The organism is Pseudomonas sp. AC532 (assembly GCF_979258965.1).
In genome coordinates, this window is sequence record NZ_OZ409888.1 from 4,175,051 (window position 1) to 4,191,704 (window position 16,654).

Annotated in this window: 15 protein-coding genes; 14 read left to right on the forward strand and 1 reads right to left on the reverse strand. The window is 62.8% G+C overall.

Annotation, left to right across the window (positions count from 1 at the left end; genetic code table 11):
* Window positions 1–3 precede the first annotated feature (3 nt).
* The 14 genes from ACZ0AV_RS19390 to ispD all read left to right on the forward strand — a co-directional run bounded on the left by ACZ0AV_RS19390 (window position 4) and on the right by ispD (window position 16,146).
* On the forward strand, window positions 4–507 hold the full coding sequence (locus ACZ0AV_RS19390; protein WP_499152538.1) for an OmpH/Skp family outer membrane protein: 504 nt from the start codon (window positions 4–6) through the stop codon (window positions 505–507).
* Entirely contained in the window at window positions 507–1,568 is a 1,062-nt protein-coding gene (lpxD, locus tag ACZ0AV_RS19395; protein ID WP_499152539.1) for a UDP-3-O-(3-hydroxymyristoyl)glucosamine N-acyltransferase, read from the forward strand. The genes ACZ0AV_RS19390 and lpxD overlap by 1 nt, the downstream gene beginning before the upstream one ends.
* 49 nt (window positions 1,569–1,617) lie before the next feature.
* Entirely contained in the window at window positions 1,618–2,058 is a 441-nt protein-coding gene (gene fabZ / locus ACZ0AV_RS19400) for a 3-hydroxyacyl-ACP dehydratase FabZ (protein ID WP_042555181.1), read from the forward strand.
* Window positions 2,055–2,831 carry an acyl-ACP--UDP-N-acetylglucosamine O-acyltransferase gene (gene lpxA, locus ACZ0AV_RS19405; protein ID WP_070882237.1) on the forward strand — a complete coding sequence of 259 codons (777 nt, stop codon included), beginning with the start codon at window positions 2,055–2,057 and terminating at the stop codon, window positions 2,829–2,831. Before fabZ ends, lpxA begins: the two co-directional genes overlap by 4 nt.
* Window positions 2,832–2,834: 3 nt before the next feature.
* The gene (gene lpxB, locus ACZ0AV_RS19410; RefSeq protein ID WP_499152540.1) at window positions 2,835–3,968 is read left to right on the forward strand and encodes a lipid-A-disaccharide synthase; all 1,134 of its coding nucleotides are present in this window, start codon (window positions 2,835–2,837) and stop codon (window positions 3,966–3,968) included.
* Window positions 3,968–4,576 (forward strand): ribonuclease HII, encoded by a 609-nt coding sequence (gene rnhB / locus ACZ0AV_RS19415; RefSeq protein WP_499152541.1) that lies wholly within the window; start codon window positions 3,968–3,970, stop codon window positions 4,574–4,576. The genes lpxB and rnhB overlap by 1 nt, the downstream gene beginning before the upstream one ends.
* 75 nt (window positions 4,577–4,651) lie before the next feature.
* The gene (gene dnaE / locus ACZ0AV_RS19420; RefSeq protein WP_499152542.1) at window positions 4,652–8,191 is read left to right on the forward strand and encodes a DNA polymerase III subunit alpha; all 3,540 of its coding nucleotides are present in this window, start codon (window positions 4,652–4,654) and stop codon (window positions 8,189–8,191) included.
* 244 nt (window positions 8,192–8,435) lie between these two features.
* Entirely contained in the window at window positions 8,436–9,386 is a 951-nt protein-coding gene (locus ACZ0AV_RS19425; protein ID WP_499152543.1) for an acetyl-CoA carboxylase carboxyltransferase subunit alpha, read from the forward strand.
* Between the two features lie 79 nt (window positions 9,387–9,465).
* Window positions 9,466–10,776 carry a tRNA lysidine(34) synthetase TilS gene (tilS, locus tag ACZ0AV_RS19430; protein ID WP_499152544.1) on the forward strand — a complete coding sequence of 437 codons (1,311 nt, stop codon included), beginning with the start codon at window positions 9,466–9,468 and terminating at the stop codon, window positions 10,774–10,776.
* 308 nt (window positions 10,777–11,084) lie between these two features.
* Entirely contained in the window at window positions 11,085–12,716 is a 1,632-nt protein-coding gene (gene pyrG, locus ACZ0AV_RS19435) for a CTP synthase (RefSeq protein WP_499152545.1), read from the forward strand.
* Between the two features lie 3 nt (window positions 12,717–12,719).
* The gene (gene kdsA / locus ACZ0AV_RS19440) at window positions 12,720–13,565 is read left to right on the forward strand and encodes a 3-deoxy-8-phosphooctulonate synthase (RefSeq protein WP_499152546.1); all 846 of its coding nucleotides are present in this window, start codon (window positions 12,720–12,722) and stop codon (window positions 13,563–13,565) included.
* A 148-nt stretch (window positions 13,566–13,713) separates the two neighbouring features.
* On the forward strand, window positions 13,714–15,003 hold the full coding sequence (gene eno, locus ACZ0AV_RS19445; protein ID WP_499152547.1) for a phosphopyruvate hydratase: 1,290 nt from the start codon (window positions 13,714–13,716) through the stop codon (window positions 15,001–15,003).
* Between the two features lie 157 nt (window positions 15,004–15,160).
* A complete protein-coding gene (gene ftsB / locus ACZ0AV_RS19450; RefSeq protein ID WP_042555190.1) occupies window positions 15,161–15,439 on the forward strand; it encodes a cell division protein FtsB in 279 nt (92 codons plus the stop codon).
* Complete coding sequence (ispD, locus tag ACZ0AV_RS19455) at window positions 15,436–16,146, forward strand: 2-C-methyl-D-erythritol 4-phosphate cytidylyltransferase (protein ID WP_499152548.1); 711 nt, start codon at window positions 15,436–15,438, stop codon at window positions 16,144–16,146. Before ftsB ends, ispD begins: the two co-directional genes overlap by 4 nt.
* A 118-nt stretch (window positions 16,147–16,264) precedes the next feature.
* On the opposite strand, the gene ACZ0AV_RS19460 is transcribed toward ispD, so the two are convergent.
* The gene (locus ACZ0AV_RS19460) at window positions 16,265–16,588 is read right to left on the reverse strand and encodes an HPF/RaiA family ribosome-associated protein (protein ID WP_499152549.1); all 324 of its coding nucleotides are present in this window, start codon (window positions 16,586–16,588) and stop codon (window positions 16,265–16,267) included.
* Between the last annotated feature and the right edge of the window lie 66 nt (window positions 16,589–16,654).

Below are 16,654 nucleotides of genomic sequence, written 5' to 3' on the forward strand. Positions count from 1 at the left end.
ACCGTGCGTAAGTTGACTCAACTGGTTCTGTTAAGCGCTGCTCTGCTGGCGACCCCGGCATTCGCGGAAATGAAGATCGCGGTACTCAATTATCAGATGGCCCTGCTCGAATCCGACGCCGCCAAGCGCTACGCGGTGGATGCGGAGAAGAAGTTCGGCCCGCAACTGAACAAGCTCAAGACCCTGGAAAGCGACGCCAAGCGCATTCAGGATCGTATCGTCAAGGACGGCGACAAGATGCAGACCGCCGAGCGCGAGCGTCTCGAGCTCGACTTCAAGCAAAAGGCCCGTGACTTCCAGTTCCAGTCCAAGGAGCTGAACGAATCCAAGGCCGTCGCTGATCGCGAGATGCTCAAGAAGCTCAAGCCGAACCTGGACAAGGCGGTTGAAGACGTCATCAAGAACGGCAACTTCGACCTGGTGCTCGAGCGTGGCGCAGTGATCGATGTCAAACCTCAGTTCGACATCACTCGCCAGGTCATCGAGCGCATGAATCAGATGCGTTGATGATGTCCACACCTGTCTTCACGCTCGGTCAGATGGCTGAGCGGGTGGGCGCCACCTTGCGTGGCGCTGCCGATCAGACGGTCGACGGGCTGGCAACCTTGCAGGATGCCGGCCCGTCTCAGCTGACGTTCCTGGCCAATGCGCAGTACCGCAAGCACCTTGGCAGCTGCAAAGCGGCTGCAGTGCTGTTGACCGCGGCAGATGCCGAAGGGTTTGCCGGTAATGCACTGGTGGTCGGCAATCCGTACCTGGCCTACGCCTCGCTGTCGCACCTGTTCGATCGCAAGCCCAGGGCGGCTGCGGGCGTCCACCCGACCGCGCTGGTGGCTGAGGATGCCCAGGTCGATCCGAGCGCAGCCATCGGCCCCTATGTGGTGGTCGAGAGTGGCGCGAAGATCGGCGCCGGTGTGTCACTGGGCGCCCACTGCGTAGTCGGTGCGCGTTCCGAGATCGGTGAGGACGGCTGGCTGGCACCGCGTGTCACGCTTTATCACGACGTGCGTATCGGCAAGCGTGTGGTCATCCAGTCCGGCGCGGTCATCGGCGGTGAAGGCTTCGGCTTCGCCAACGAGAAAGGCGTGTGGCAGAAGATCGCCCAGATTGGTGGGGTAAGCATCGGTGACGATGTCGAGATCGGTGCCAACACCACCCTGGACCGTGGCGCGTTGTCCGACACGCGTATCGGCAATGGCGTGAAACTGGATAACCAGATCATGATCGCGCACAACGTGCAGGTCGGTGACAACACGGCCATGGCCGCCTGCGTGGGGATTTCCGGCAGCACCTCGATCGGCAGGAACTGCATGATCGCCGGTGGCGTCGGCATGGTTGGACACATCGATGTGTGTGACGGCGTATTCGTGACCGGCATGACCATGGTCACCCGCTCGATCACCGAACCGGGTGCCTATTCCTCGGGTACCGCTATGCAACCTGCAGCCGAGTGGAAGAAAAGCGTGGCGCGTATTCGCCAGCTGGACGACATGGCGCGGCGTGTGAAGCAGTTGGAAAAACAGCTGAGCGCCGTGACCTCGAGCGGGAATGCCTCATCTGATGCCTGAGCGCGGCTGATGCCGTGCTCTCTTCTTTTTATTACGGGCTTCTCTGGAAATGATGGACATCAACGAAATTCGCGAATACTTGCCGCACCGCTACCCGTTCCTGCTGGTGGACCGGGTAACGGATCTGGATCTTGAAGGCAAGAGCGTGCGTGCCTATAAGAATGTCAGCGTCAACGAGCCATTCTTCAACGGCCACTTTCCCGAGCACCCGATCATGCCTGGCGTCTTGATCATCGAGGCCATGGCACAAGCTGCCGGTATTCTGGGCTTCAAGATGATGGACGTGAAGCCTGCCGACGGCACACTCTACTATTTTGTCGGCTCCGATAAGCTACGCTTTCGTCAACCGGTGGTGCCGGGCGACCAGCTGATCCTCGAGGCCAAGTTCCTCAGCAGCAAGCGCAGCATCTGGAAATTCGAATGCAAGGCCACGGTCGATGGCAAAGAAGTATGCTCGGCCGAAATCATCTGTGCGGAACGCAAGTTATGAGTTTGATTGACCCTCGCGCCATCATCGATCCCAGCGCCAAGCTGGCAGACGACGTCGTCGTCGGCCCTTGGTCGATTATTGGGCCCGACGTAGAAATAGGCGAGGGCACCGTGCTGGGTCCCAACGTGATCCTCAAGGGTCCAACCCGCATCGGGAAGCACAACAAGATCTATCAGTTCGCCTCCCTGGGTGAAGACACCCCCGATCGCAAGTACAAGGGCGAACCTACGCGCCTGGTCATCGGTGATCACAACATCATCCGTGAAGGCGTGACCATGCACCGCGGCACCGTTCAGGATCGTGACGAAACCACCATTGGTGACCACAACCTGATCATGGCCTACGCGCATATTGGTCACGACAGTGTGGTGGGTAACCACTGCATTCTGGTCAACAACGTTGCGCTGGCCGGGCATGTGCATATCGGCGACTGGGCGATTCTGTCCGGCTACACCCTGGTCCATCAGTTCTGCCACATCGGTGCGCATGCCTTTGCCGGCATGGGCGCGGCGATCGGCAAGGACGTTCCGGCTTACGTCACGGTCTCCGGCAACCCTGCCGAAGCGCGCAGCATGAACTTCGAGGGCCTGCGCCGGCGTGGTTTCAGCTCCGAGGCGATGCAGGCGCTGCGCCGTGCCTACAAGATCGTCTACCGTCAGGGGTTCACCATCGAAGAGGCACTGGTCGAGCTTGAAGACGTGGCCACGCAATTCTCCGAAGTGGCGGTGTTTCGCGACTCGATCCTGACCTCCAGCCGCGGCATCACGCGCTGAACCATGGCTGAGGTATTGCGTGTCGCGCTGGTCGCTGGCGAGGCATCCGGCGATATTCTCGGTTCCGGCCTGATGCAGGCTCTGAAGGCCCGCCACCCCAATGTCGAGTTCATCGGTGTCGGCGGCCCGCGCATGCAGGCCGAGGGCCTGGTCAGCGACTTTCCCATGGAGCGCCTGGCGGTCATGGGCCTGGTCGAGGTGCTGGGTCGGCTGCCGGAACTGCTATCGCGCCGCCGCCGCCTGATCGCCAGCCTGATCGAGCGCGAGCCCGATGTGTTCATCGGCATCGATGCACCGGACTTCACCCTCGGAGTCGAGCTCAAGTTGCGCCAGGCCGGCATCCGTACCGTGCACTACGTCAGTCCCTCCGTGTGGGCCTGGCGGCAGAAACGCGTGCTGAAGATCCGCGATGCCTGCGACCTGATGCTCACGCTGTTTCCGTTCGAGGCGCAGTTCTACGAAGCGCACCAGGTGCCTGTGTGTTTCGTCGGGCATCCGTTGGCAGACGCCATCCCTCTGCAGGCGGATCGCGCCGCTGCCCGGGAAGGGCTGGGCATACCTGTCGACGCGCCGGTGGTGGCACTGTTGCCGGGCAGCCGTGGCGGGGAGGTGGCGCGCCTCGGCAGCCTGTTTCTCGATGCGGCGGAGCGGTTGCGCGGCCTGCGTCCCGGTGTGCGCTTCGTATTGCCCTGTGCCAGCCCGGAGCGTCGCCTGCAAGTCGAGCAGATGCTCGGCGGTCGTGACCTGCCGCTGCAACTGCTCGATGGCCGTTCCCACGATGCCCTGGCCGCCTGTGATGCGGTGCTGATCGCCTCCGGCACCGCGACCCTGGAAGCGCTGCTCTACAAGCGACCGATGGTGGTGGCGTACCGTGTGGCGCCAATGACCTTTCGCATCCTCAAGCGCCTGGTGAAGAGCCCGTACATCTCGCTGCCCAACCTGCTGGCGCAGCGCTTGCTCGTGCCCGAGCTGATCCAGGATGCCGCCACGGCCGATGCGCTGGCCCGCACGGTGGCGCCGCTGCTGGTCGATGGCGAGGTGCAGACCGAAGGTTTCGATGCGATCCACCGCACCTTGCGCCGCGGCGCTTCCGAGCGCGCTGCCGCGGCGGTGCTCGACCTGCTGGGGCGCGGCTGATGCAACTGGGACTGGATTTTGCCACGGTCGAAGAGCTGGTTGCCGGTGTCGATGAAGTGGGCCGTGGCCCGCTGTGCGGCGCGGTGGTGACGGCGGCGGTGATCCTCGATCCGGCGCGGCCGATCCTGGGCCTCAATGATTCCAAGAAGCTCAGCGAAGCACGCCGCGAAAAACTGTTCGACGAGATTAAAGAAAAGGCTTTGGCCTGGTGCATTGCCCGCGCCGATGTCGAGGAAATCGACCGCCTGAACATCCTGCATGCCACCATGCTGGCCATGCAGCGCGCTGTCGAAGGCCTCAGCGTGACACCAAAGCTGGCGTTGATCGACGGCAATCGCTGCCCGAAGTTGTCCGTGCCCAGCGCGCCAGTGATCGGTGGCGATGCCCAGGTGCCGGCGATTGCCGCGGCGTCGATCCTTGCCAAGGTCAGCCGCGATCGCGAGATGCGCGAGCTCGACCTGCTCTATCCGGGGTATGGCATGGCCCTGCACAAGGGGTACCCCACGCCCGTTCACCTCGAGGCCCTGGTGCGTCTGGGCCCGACACCTATCCACCGGCGCTCCTACGCGCCGGTGCGTCGCCTTCTGGACGGCGTGACCGCGTACTGAGCCATTCAGCCCGCTGTACGTCGCTCCAGTTACGGTACAATCGGCGTTTTGTCGCTTTTCCTGCAGGGCTTCTTCATGGCTGTTTCGTTCGTTCATCTTCGCCTGCACACCGAGTATTCGCTGGTCGATGGCCTGGTTCGCGTCAAGCCGTTGGTCAAGGCGGTGGCCGGGGCGGGCATGCCTGCCGTGGCGGTCACCGACATGAGCAACATGTGCTCGCTGGTGAAGTTCTACAAGGCCGCCATGGGCGCCGGTATCAAGCCGATCTGCGGCGCTGATATCTGGCTTGCAAGCGCCAACGAAGATGGCCCGCTGACGCGCATGACGCTGCTGGCGATGAACCCAAAGGGCTATCGCAACCTCACCGAACTGGTGTCGCGCGGCTGGAGTGAAGGTCAGAGCAATGACCTGGTGATCATCCAGCGCGACTGGGTGAAGGCTGCCAGCGAGGGACTGATCGCGCTGTCCGGCGCCAAGGAAGGTGAGATCGGGCATGCGCTGCTCGATGGCGAGCAGGCCAAGGCCGAAGCGCTGCTGCAGGAATGGCAGGCGGTGTTCGCGGACCGTTTCTATCTGGAAGTGCAGCGCACCAGTCGCGTCAACGATGAAGAACACGTGCATGCCGCCGTGGCCCTGGCCGACAGGCTGGGCGCGCCGCTGGTCGCCACCAACGATGTGCGTTTCTTGAAGCAGGGCGACTTCGAAGCCCACGAAACCCGCGTCTGCATCGGCGAAAGCCGCATCCTCGACGACCCACGCCGGCCACGCATCTACTCCGACCAGCAGTACCTGAAGTCGCCGCAGGAAATGGCCGAGCTGTTCAGCGACCTGCCCGACGCGCTGCAAAACACCGTCGAGATCGCCAAACGCTGCAACATCGAAGTGTTGCTGGGCAAGTACTTCCTGCCCGACTTCCCTGTGCCGGAAGGCATGACCATCGACGAGTATTTCCGCAAGGTCTCCTTCGACGGCCTGGACGAACGCCTGGAAGTCCTGCTGCCCAAGGGCACGCCGGACTACGACGCCAAGAAGCAGGTGTACATCGACCGGCTGAATTTCGAGCTGGATATCATCATCCAGATGGGCTTCCCCGGTTACTTCCTGATCGTGATGGACTTCATCCAGTGGGCCAAGAGCAACGGCGTGCCGGTGGGCCCGGGGCGCGGTTCAGGCGCCGGCTCGCTGGTCGCCTATGTGCAGAAGATCACCGATCTCGACCCGCTGGCCTATGACCTGCTGTTCGAACGGTTCCTCAATCCGGAGCGGGTATCCATGCCCGACTTCGACGTCGACTTCTGCATGGATGGCCGTGACCGGGTCATCGATTACGTGGCCGAGAAGTACGGCCGTAACGCGGTGAGCCAGATCATCACCTTCGGCTCGATGGCGGCCAAGGCGGTAGTGCGCGACGTCGCGCGGGTGCAGGGCAAGTCCTACGGCCTGGCCGATCGCCTGTCGAAGATGATTCCCTTCGAAGTCGGCATGACCCTGGAAAAAGCCTTCGAGATGGAAGAGCCGCTGCGCGACTTCCTGAAGAACGACGAAGAGGCCGCCGAGATCTGGGACATGTCCCTCAAGCTCGAGGGCATCGTGCGCGGCACCGGCAAGCATGCCGGTGGCGTGGTGATCGCGCCGACCAAGCTCACCGACTTCTCGCCGATCGCCTGCGACGAGGAGGGCGCCGGTCTGGTGACCCAGTTCGACAAGGACGACGTCGAGCAGGCCGGGCTGGTGAAGTTCGACTTCCTGGGCCTGCGTACGCTGACCATCATCAAATGGGCGCTGGAAACCATCCACCGCGACCAACGTGCAGCCGGCGAGCCGGAAGAAAATCTGGTCAACATCGACTTTATCCCGTTGGATGACAAGCCGACCTACCAGATGCTGCAGAAGGCCGAGACCACCGCGGTCTTCCAGCTCGAATCACGCGGCATGAAGGAGCTGATCAAGAAGCTCAAGCCCGACTGCCTCGAAGACATGATCGCCCTCGTGGCGCTGTTCCGCCCCGGCCCGCTGCAGTCCGGCATGGTGGATGACTTCATCAACCGCAAGCACGGCCGCGCGGAGCTGTCGTACCCGCACCCCGATTATCAGTACGCGGGCCTGGAGCCGGTGCTCAAGCCGACCTACGGGATCATCCTCTACCAGGAACAGGTGATGCAGATCGCCCAGGTCATGGGCGGGTATACCCTCGGCCAGGCGGACATGCTGCGCCGCGCCATGGGCAAGAAGAAACCCGAGGAAATGGCCAAGCAGCGCGGCGGCTTCATCGAAGGTTGCGCCAATAACGGCATCGATGCCGAACTGGCGGGAAACATCTTCGATCTGGTGGAGAAGTTCGCTGGTTACGGTTTCAATAAATCCCACTCTGCGGCCTACGGCCTGGTGTCCTACCAGACTGCCTGGCTGAAGGCTCACTACCCGGCGCCGTTCATGGCTGCGGTGCTGTCGGCGGACATGCACAACACCGACAAGGTGGTGATCCTCATCGAGGAATGCCGCAACATGAAGTTGCGCATCGATCCGCCGGACGTGAATGCGTCGGAGTTCAAGTTCACCGTCAGCCATGACGCGAACAACGTGCCGCGCATTCTTTATGGTCTGGGCGCGGTCAAGGGCGTCGGCGAAGGCCCGGTCGAGGCGATTGTCGAGGCCCGCCAGGACGGCCCGTTCAAGGACCTGTTCGACTTCTGCTCGCGTGTCGACCTGAAGCGCATCAACAAGCGCACCATGGATGCCTTGATCCGCAGTGGCGCGCTGGACCGCCTCGGCCCGCATTTTCACGACGAGCTCAAGGCCTACCAGGCCAATATCGACCGCAACCGCGCCGTGCTGCTGTCGGCGATGGAAGAGGCCGTGCAGGCGGCCGAGCAGACTGCGCGCAGTCATGACAGCGGCCATATGGACCTGTTCGGTGGCGTGTTCGCCAGCCCCGAAGCAGATGTTTATGCCAACCATCACCGCGCCCGTGAGCTGTCGCTCAAGGAGCGCCTCAAGGGCGAGAAGGACACCCTTGGCCTTTATTTGACCGGCCACCCGATCGACGAATACGAAAGCGAGGTGCGGCGCTTTGCTCGTCAGCGCATCGTTGACCTCAAGCCGGCGCGTGACACGCAAACAGTCGCCGGCTTGATCGTCAACCTGCGGGTGATGAAGAACAAGAAGGGCGACAAGATGGGCTTCATCACCCTCGACGACCGCTCTGGGCGCATCGAGGCCTCGCTGTTCGCCGAAGCGTTCTCCAGCAACCAGGCGCTGCTGCAGAGCGATGCCCTGGTGGTGGTGGAAGGGGAGGTCAGCAACGACGATTTCTCCGGGGGCATGCGCCTGCGCGCCAAGCGGGTGATGAGCCTGGAGGAGGCGCGTACCGGCCTGGCCGAGAGCCTGCGGGTGCGTGTACAGGCCACCGCCCTGAAGGGCGATCGTCTACGCTGGCTGGGTGAGCTGTGCCGTCGCCATCGTGGCGCCTGCCCGATCACCGTGGATTACACCGGTGCCGATGCCAAGGCCTTGTTGCAGTTTGGCGAGGACTGGCGAATCGATCCGGCCGACAGCTTGATTCAAGCTTTGCGTGACCAGTTCGGACGAGAAAACGTCTTCCTGCAATACCGCTAGAATTGCGGCGCTGAAATGCGGGGCCACGGCCCTGCACCAAGCCCGTGACACCGCATGACCGCCGCTGGCGCGACCGAACCCCCGGGGTTGGGCTGCCGAGCGAGTGCCAGGGGGCACTTGCCGGTAAATTCGCTGCCGGAAGTGCCGTGCAGGTGTCGACCTGAATGCGCCTGTTCCTATAAGGTAGGCGCCAAATGGATACACGCTCCCCGGCCCTGTGGCCGTCGACGCATGACGGATGCCTATGAACCCGAATTATCTCGATTTCGAACAGCCGATTGCCGACCTGCAAGCCAAGATTGAAGAGCTGCGCCTGGTTGGTAACGACAACTCCCTGAACATCGGCGACGAAATCGCCCGCCTGCAGGACAAGAGCAGCACGCTCACCGAGAGCATCTTCGGTAATCTGACCAGTTGGCAGATCGCCCGGCTTGCCCGTCACCCGCAGCGTCCGTATACCCTGGACTATCTGCAGCACATCTTCACCGAGTTCGATGAGCTGCATGGCGATCGTCACTTCTCCGACGACGCCGCCATCGTCGGTGGCGTTGCCCGCCTGAACGGCGAGCCGACCATGGTCATCGGTCACCAGAAGGGCCGTGAGGTGCGCGAGAAGGTGCGCCGCAACTTCGGCATGCCGCGCCCGGAAGGCTACCGCAAGGCCTGCCGCCTGATGGAGATGGCCGAGCGCTTCAAGATGCCGATCCTGACCTTCATCGATACGCCGGGCGCCTACCCGGGTATCGATGCCGAGGAGCGTGGTCAGAGCGAAGCGATCGCATGGAACCTGCGCGTCATGGCGCGCCTGAAGACCCCGATCATCGCCACGGTGATCGGCGAGGGCGGCTCGGGCGGTGCACTGGCCATCGGCGTGTGCGACAGCCTGAACATGCTGCAGTACTCCACCTACGCGGTGATCTCGCCGGAAGGCTGTGCCTCGATCCTCTGGAAGACTGCCGAGAAGGCGCCGGATGCCGCGGAGGCCATGGGTATCACGGCCGAGCGTTTGAAGGGGCTGGGCATCGTCGACAAGGTGATCGGCGAGCCGTTGGGCGGCGCACACCGTGATCCGGCCGCTGCTGCCGAATCGATTCGCCAGACCCTCAGCGCCCAGCTCGACGACCTGCGCAAGCTCGACACCGACGCGCTGCTGGCCCGTCGTTACGAGCGCCTGATGAGCTACGGTATCGCCTGATGCCGGCTTGCCGCGCAGGCATGCGGATTGCCCTTCGGGTAGTGCGCTTGCCTGCGCGGCTGCTCTGCTAATCCGCTAGATGTCTCTTCAAGCGATCCTGCTTGCGCGCCTCGCTACGTGGCGTGAGGCGCCCGCGTGGCAGCTCGCTTTCTCCGGCGGGCTCGATTCGACCGTGCTGCTGCATGCGCTGGTGCAGGCCTCTCGGCATACGGTACTGCCGCCGATCTCGGCCATTTATGTCGATCACGGCCTGCAGGCTGCGGCTGCCGAGTGGCCCGCGCATTGCCAGCGCGTGTGTGATGAGTTGGGTGTGCCGTTGCGTATTCGGTCTGTTCAGGTCGCGGCGGGTGCCAGCCTGGAGCGTGCCGCTCGCGAGGCGCGCTACGCGGCATTCGCGGCGTCGCTGGGGGCGGGCGATGTGCTGCTGCTGGCTCAGCACCAGGATGATCAGGCCGAGACCATGCTCTACCGTCTGTTGCGTGGCGCGGGAGTGCGCGGGTTGGCCGCCATGGACGGTCATCGCGCTCTGGCAGCCGGCCACGCGGTAAGACCGCTGCTGGATGTTCCGCGCCGTGAGCTGGAGGCTTATGCCGCCGCTCACGGGTTACGCTGGGTAGAAGATCCCTCGAACAGTGATACTGGGTTCGCCCGCAACTTTCTGCGTCAGGAAATTCTGCCTCGCCTGCAAACGCATTGGCCGAAGGCGCCGCAGGTGCTCGCCCGTGCGGCGCAGCATCAGGCCGAAGCACTGGAGTTGCTGGAAGAGCTGGCCGGGCTCGATCTGCAGGTCGCGCAGGGCCAGCTGGATCTCGACTGGCTGAGCATTCCCTGTCTCGATCTACAGGCGATACGCCCGCTCTCCGAGGCCCGCCAGCGCAATCTGCTGCGCCACTGGCTGGCAGGCTTTACCCGTCTGCCGGACAGTCGCCACTGGCAGGGCTGGGTCGACCTGCGTGATGCCGCAGGTGACGGCAGCCCGCAGTGGCGACTCGAATCGGGTCGGCTTTGTCGCCATGGCCAGCGTCTGCTGTGGCTCGATGCGCAGTGGCACGCGCCCTGGCCGGACGAGGCGCAAGCCTGGGCAGTGGCCGATGAACCGCTGCCCTTGCCGGGTAACGGCAAGGTCTGGCTGGAAGGTGCGGCGCCGCCAGGGCGCTTGAGTATCGGCTATCGGCAGGGCGGCGAGGTGATCCTGGTGCCGGGTCGTGGCCGGCGTGATCTCAAGCGTCTGTTGCAGGAAGCCGGCATGCCGGAGTTCCTGCGTGGGCGGCTGCCGCTGCTGTTGTGCGACGGACGGCCCGTGGCCGTGGCCAACCTGCTCGCCAGCCCCGCTGGTGGCATGCTGCGCTGGCAGCCGCCGGTCTTCACTGTGGCCCGGCGCGAAGCCTGAGAGGGCGCTTTTCAGACGCGCGGATGCGAGCCAGGCGTGTGCCCGCGTGGCGTGCGCGGGGTCTTTCGTCGCGTTTTCGGGAGGCTTTTTCCAGCAGCTTTTGCCGCGCCTGCGGCTTCGCGTTCTTCCCCCGTCAGGACGTTTCCGGTAGACTGCCCTCCCGTCTCTATTCAGGTATTTGCTGCTTCTCACGAAGCGGTGAATGTTTGCTATTGGCCAGCATGGTTCGCCATGTTTGCTAAGGTGAACCAAGGCCTTCTCTGCTCCCCGGCGGCTTGACCGCCAATGCTGACTTCTTAGGGTTTTTCATGACGCGCTTCATATTCGTCACGGGTGGTGTTGTTTCTTCATTGGGGAAAGGCATCGCCTCGGCATCCTTGGCGGCCATCCTGGAGGCGCGGGGCCTGAAGGTCACGATGCTCAAACTGGATCCCTACATCAACGTCGATCCGGGCACCATGAGCCCGTTCCAGCACGGTGAAGTGTTCGTCACCCACGACGGCGCCGAGACCGATCTCGACTTGGGGCACTACGAGCGGTTCATCCGCACCACGATGACCAAGAGCAACAACTTCACCACCGGCCGCGTGTACGAAGACGTGCTGCGCAAAGAGCGCCGTGGCGATTACCTGGGCGCGACCATCCAGGTCATCCCGCATATCACCGACGAGATCAAGCGCCGCATCATCAAGGGTGCCGGCGACGCGGACGTGGCCATGGTCGAGATCGGCGGCACGGTCGGCGACATCGAGTCGCAGCCGTTCCTCGAGGCGATTCGCCAACTGCGTTTCGAAGTGGGCGCCAAGCGCGCCATGCTGATGCACCTGACCCTGGTACCGTACATCGCCACCGCTGGCGAGACCAAGACCAAGCCGACCCAGCACTCGGTCAAGGAGCTGCGCTCCATCGGCCTGCAGCCGGATGTGCTGGTCTGCCGTTCCGACCACCCGATCGACCTGTCGTCGCGCCGCAAGATTGCCCAGTTCACCAACGTCGAAGAGCGTGCGGTAATCGCGTTGGAAGACGCCGACACCATCTACAAGATCCCGGGCATCCTGCACTCGCAGGGCCTGGATGATTTTGTCGTCGAGCGCTTCGCTCTGGAGTGCCGCGGTGCGGACCTGTCGGAGTGGGATCGCGTGGTCGATGCCAAGCTCAATCCGGAAAAAGAAGTCAACATCGCCATGGTCGGCAAGTACATGGAGCTGCTCGATGCCTACAAGTCGCTGATCGAAGCGATGAGCCATGCCGGTATCAGCAACCGCACCAAGGTCAACCTGCGCTACATCGATTCCGAAGACATCGAAAACCAGGGTACCGACCTGCTGCAGGGCGTTGACGCCATCCTGGTACCGGGCGGCTTCGGCCTGCGTGGCGTGGAAGGCAAGATCAAGACCGTGCAGTACGCTCGCGAGAACAAGATCCCTTACCTGGGCATCTGCCTGGGCATGCAGGTCGCAGTCATCGAATTCGCCCGTAACGTCCTGGGCTGGAGCGATGCCAACTCCACCGAGTTCGACATTGCCAGCCAGCACCCGGTGGTCGGCCTGATCACCGAATGGCAGGACGCCGCAGGCAGCGTCGAACAGCGTACCGAAGCGTCCGATCTGGGCGGCACCATGCGCCTCGGCGCCCAGGACTGCCAACTGCAGGCCGGCTCCAAGGTGCACGACTGCTACGGCAAGGATGTGATCGTCGAGCGCCACCGCCATCGGTACGAAGTCAACAACAACCTGCTGCCGCAACTGATCGACGCTGGCCTGAAGGTCACCGGTCGTTCGGGTGATGGCGCGCTGGTCGAGGTGGTCGAGAGCGCGGACCATCCGTGGTTCGTCGCCTGCCAGTTCCACCCCGAGTTCACCTCCACACCGCGTGACGGCCACCCGCTGTTCAGTGGTTTCGTCAACGCCGCACTGGCGCACCAAGCGAAGAAGGCCTGACCCATGGCGCAGAAGATCATCCGCGTTGGCACGATCGATATCGCCAACGACAAGCCGTTCGTGTTGTTTGGCGGCATCAACGTGCTGGAGTCCCGCGACCTGGCGCTGCGTACCTGTGAAGAATACGTGCGGGTTACCGAGAAGCTGGGCATCCCTTATGTGTTCAAGGCGAGCTTCGACAAGGCCAACCGTTCGTCGGTGAGCTCCTTCCGCGGCCCGGGCCTGGAAGAGGGCATGAAGATCTTCGAGGAAGTGAAGAAGACCTTCGGCGTACCGGTGATCACCGATGTGCACGAGCCCCATCAGGCGCAGCCGGTGGCCGACGTCTGCAACATCATTCAACTGCCGGCTTTTCTGTCTCGGCAGACCGACCTGGTCGTGGCCATGGCCAAGACCGGTGCGGTGATCAATATCAAGAAGGCGCAGTTCCTGGCCCCGCAGGAAATGAAACATATTCTCGCCAAGTGTGTCGAAGCCGGGAATGATCAGCTCATTCTCTGCGAGCGTGGCTCGTCCTTCGGGTACAACAACCTGGTGGTGGACATGCTGGGCTTCGGCATCATGAAGGCCTTCGAGTATCCGGTGTTCTTCGATGTCACCCATGCCCTGCAGATGCCGGGCGGCCGTTCGGATTCTGCGGGCGGGCGTCGTGCCCAGGTCACCGAACTGGCCAAGGCCGGTATGAGCCAGGGGCTGGCAGGCCTGTTCCTGGAGGCGCATCCGGATCCGGAAAACGCCAAGTGCGATGGCCCTTGTGCCTTGCGTCTGGACAAGCTCGAGCCGTTCCTTGCGCAGCTCAAGCAGCTGGATGATCTGATCAAGAGTCAGGATCCGATCGAAACCGCCTGATTGGCGTTTCTGCGGTTCGCTTATCCGTTTCACCGCCCGGCCTTTTGGCCGGGTTTGTCATGTCAGCCCGGCCGGTCGTTGACCATGTCCGGTGCTGTCAGCCGAATGCAGCAGTGCGTTTCCGACAACTTCTGGAGAGCTTACAAGAATGGCAATGATCGTCGACATCAAGGGTCGTGAGGTTCTCGACTCCCGTGGCAACCCCACCGTGGAAGCGGATGTGATCCTCGACAATGGCATCGTCGGTAGCGCTTGCGCACCGTCCGGTGCTTCCACCGGTTCGCGCGAAGCGCTGGAACTGCGTGATGGCGACAAGAGCCGTTACCTCGGCAAGGGCGTTCTCAAGGCCGTTGGCAACATCAACGGCCCAATCCGTGACGCACTGCTGGGCAAGGATCCGGTCGACCAGAAGGCGCTGGACAAGATCATGATCGATCTGGACGGTACCGAGAACAAAGCCACCCTGGGCGCCAACGCCATCCTCGCCGTCTCCCTGGCTGCTGCCAAGGCCGCTGCCCAGGATCAGGACCTGCCGCTGTACGCGCACATCGCCAACCTCAACGGCACGCCTGGCCAGTACTCCATGCCGGTGCCGATGATGAACATCATCAACGGCGGCGAGCACGCCGACAATAACGTCGACATCCAGGAATTCATGGTGCAGCCGGTGGGCGCGAAGAATTTCGCCGACGGCCTGCGCATTGGCGCCGAGATCTTCCATCACCTCAAGGCCGTGCTCAAAGCTCGTGGCCTGAGCACCTCTGTCGGTGACGAAGGTGGTTTCGCACCGAACCTGGCGTCCAACGAAGACGCGCTGTCGGCCATCGCCGAAGCCGTGGCCAACGCCGGTTACACCCTGGGCACCGACGTGACCCTCGCCCTGGACTGCGCCGCCAGCGAATTCTACGAAGACGGCAAGTACAACCTGTCTGGCGAAGGCAAGTCGTTCGACGCCGAGGGTTTCGCCGAGTACCTGAAAGGGCTGACCGAGCGTTTCCCGATCATCTCCATCGAGGACGGCCTTGACGAGTCCGACTGGGCCGGCTGGAAGATCCTCACCGACAAGATTGGCGACAAGGTGCAACTGGTCGGCGACGACCTGTTCGTGACCAACACCAAGATCCTCAAGGAAGGCATCGACAAGGGCATCGGTAACTCGATCCTGATCAAGTTCAACCAGATCGGTTCGCTGAGCGAAACCCTCGAAGCCATTCAGATGGCCAAGGCTGCCGGCTACACCGCGGTCATCTCGCACCGCAGTGGCGAAACCGAAGACAGCACCATCGCGGACCTGGCGGTCGGCACTGCCGCTGGTCAGATCAAGACCGGTTCGCTGTGCCGCTCCGACCGCGTTTCCAAGTACAACCAGCTGCTGCGTATCGAAGAGCAACTGGGCGCCAAGGCGCCGTACCGTGGTCGCGGCGAGTTCCGCGGCTAAGGTAGGCTGGCACGGCGAGGTGGCAATCACCTCGCCACGCGGGCCCTGCCGAGCGCCATCGAGTTGACCTCGCGGTCTTGTCTGATGGCGGTGGCGCAGGGAGAATCGTCCGATGTCCGCAGCAGCGACCCTTTCCTATCCGAGTGCCTCACCCGTGATGCGTAGTTCCTACTGGCTGTTTCTCGTTCTGGTCCTGGTACTTGCAGGGCTGCAGTATCGCCTGTGGGTCGGCGAGGGCAGTCTGGCGCAGGTTACCGATCTGCAGCAGCAGATCGCCGATCAGGAAGGCGAGAATGAGCGCCTGCTCGAGCGCAACCGCATCCTCGAAGCGGAAGTGATGGAGCTCAAGAAAGGCATGGAAACCGTCGAAGAACGTGCTCGGCATGAACTGGGCATGGTCAAGGACGGCGAAACTCTTTATCAGTTGGCTGAATGAATATCCCTGATCTGCCGTCCTTCTGGGCGGTGATTCCGGCCGCCGGCATCGGCAGCCGCATGCGTGCCCACAAGCCCAAGCAATACCTGCAACTGGGCGGCAAGAGCATTCTCGAACATACTCTCAACTGTTTTCTCGACCATCCGTGCCTGCTGGGCGTGGTAGTCAGTCTGGCCGAGGACGATCCGTTCTGGCCAAACCTGGGTTGCGCCCGTGACTCGCGCATCCACATTGCCGGCGGCGGTGCGCAGCGTGCCGATTCGGTACTCAATGGGTTGTTGCGCCTGGGAGAGTTGGGCGCCGGCGAGCAGGATTGGGTGCTGGTGCATGACGCTGCGCGGCCCAACCTGGCACAGTCGGATCTCGACCTGCTGCTGGCCGAGCTGGCGGACGATGCTGTAGGCGGGCTGCTCGCGGTTCCGGCGCGTGACACGCTCAAGCGCGTTGGCAGTGATGGGCGGGTGCGCGAAACCATCGACAGGTCGGTAATCTGGCAGGCCTACACGCCGCAAATGTTCCGTCTCGGTGCCTTGCACCGCGCACTGGCCGAAGCGCTGGTGTCGGATGTCGCGGTGACCGATGAGGCTTCTGCCATCGAATGGGCCGGGCAATCGCCGCGCCTGGTGGAAGGCCGGGCGGACAACCTGAAAGTCACCCGCCCGGAAGATCTGCATTACCTCGAGCGCTTATGGCGGGGCCGCAGTTGACGCCGAGCTGATGGCGCTGATGGTCGCTTGCGGGCAATGGTGCGGCCTGCACCGGTAACGCTGCAGGCCGCTATCAGTTCGCGCCAGGGGCGATGGGTTTGCGATCAGCGGACCGCTGTCAGTGAATCCACTTGTCGGCATTCTTGCCCAGGTTGCGGTCAAGCACGCTGGTGAGCTTGCTCATGGCGCCGTCGATTGCCTGCTGCATCTCGCTGGCGTCCGAGGAAACGGTTACCGGATCGCGGCCTTTCATGCGTGCTTCCATCTTGCAGCGTTTGTCCTGCGCGCCGCTCTTGAGCGCGTTTTCGTCAGAAAGATGAATTTCCACGCGGGTGAGGTGCTCCTCATAGCGCTGTAATTTATCGTGGACTCGGCCTCGAATGTCTGTCTTGAACTCCATGGAGGTGTCGACGTGCTTTCCGCTGTTGACCATGACCTGCATAACCGTTTCCTCGTGCCGGTGGGTTCGCAACGGCCCGGACAGGGCCTCAGAACTTACGACGAGTTG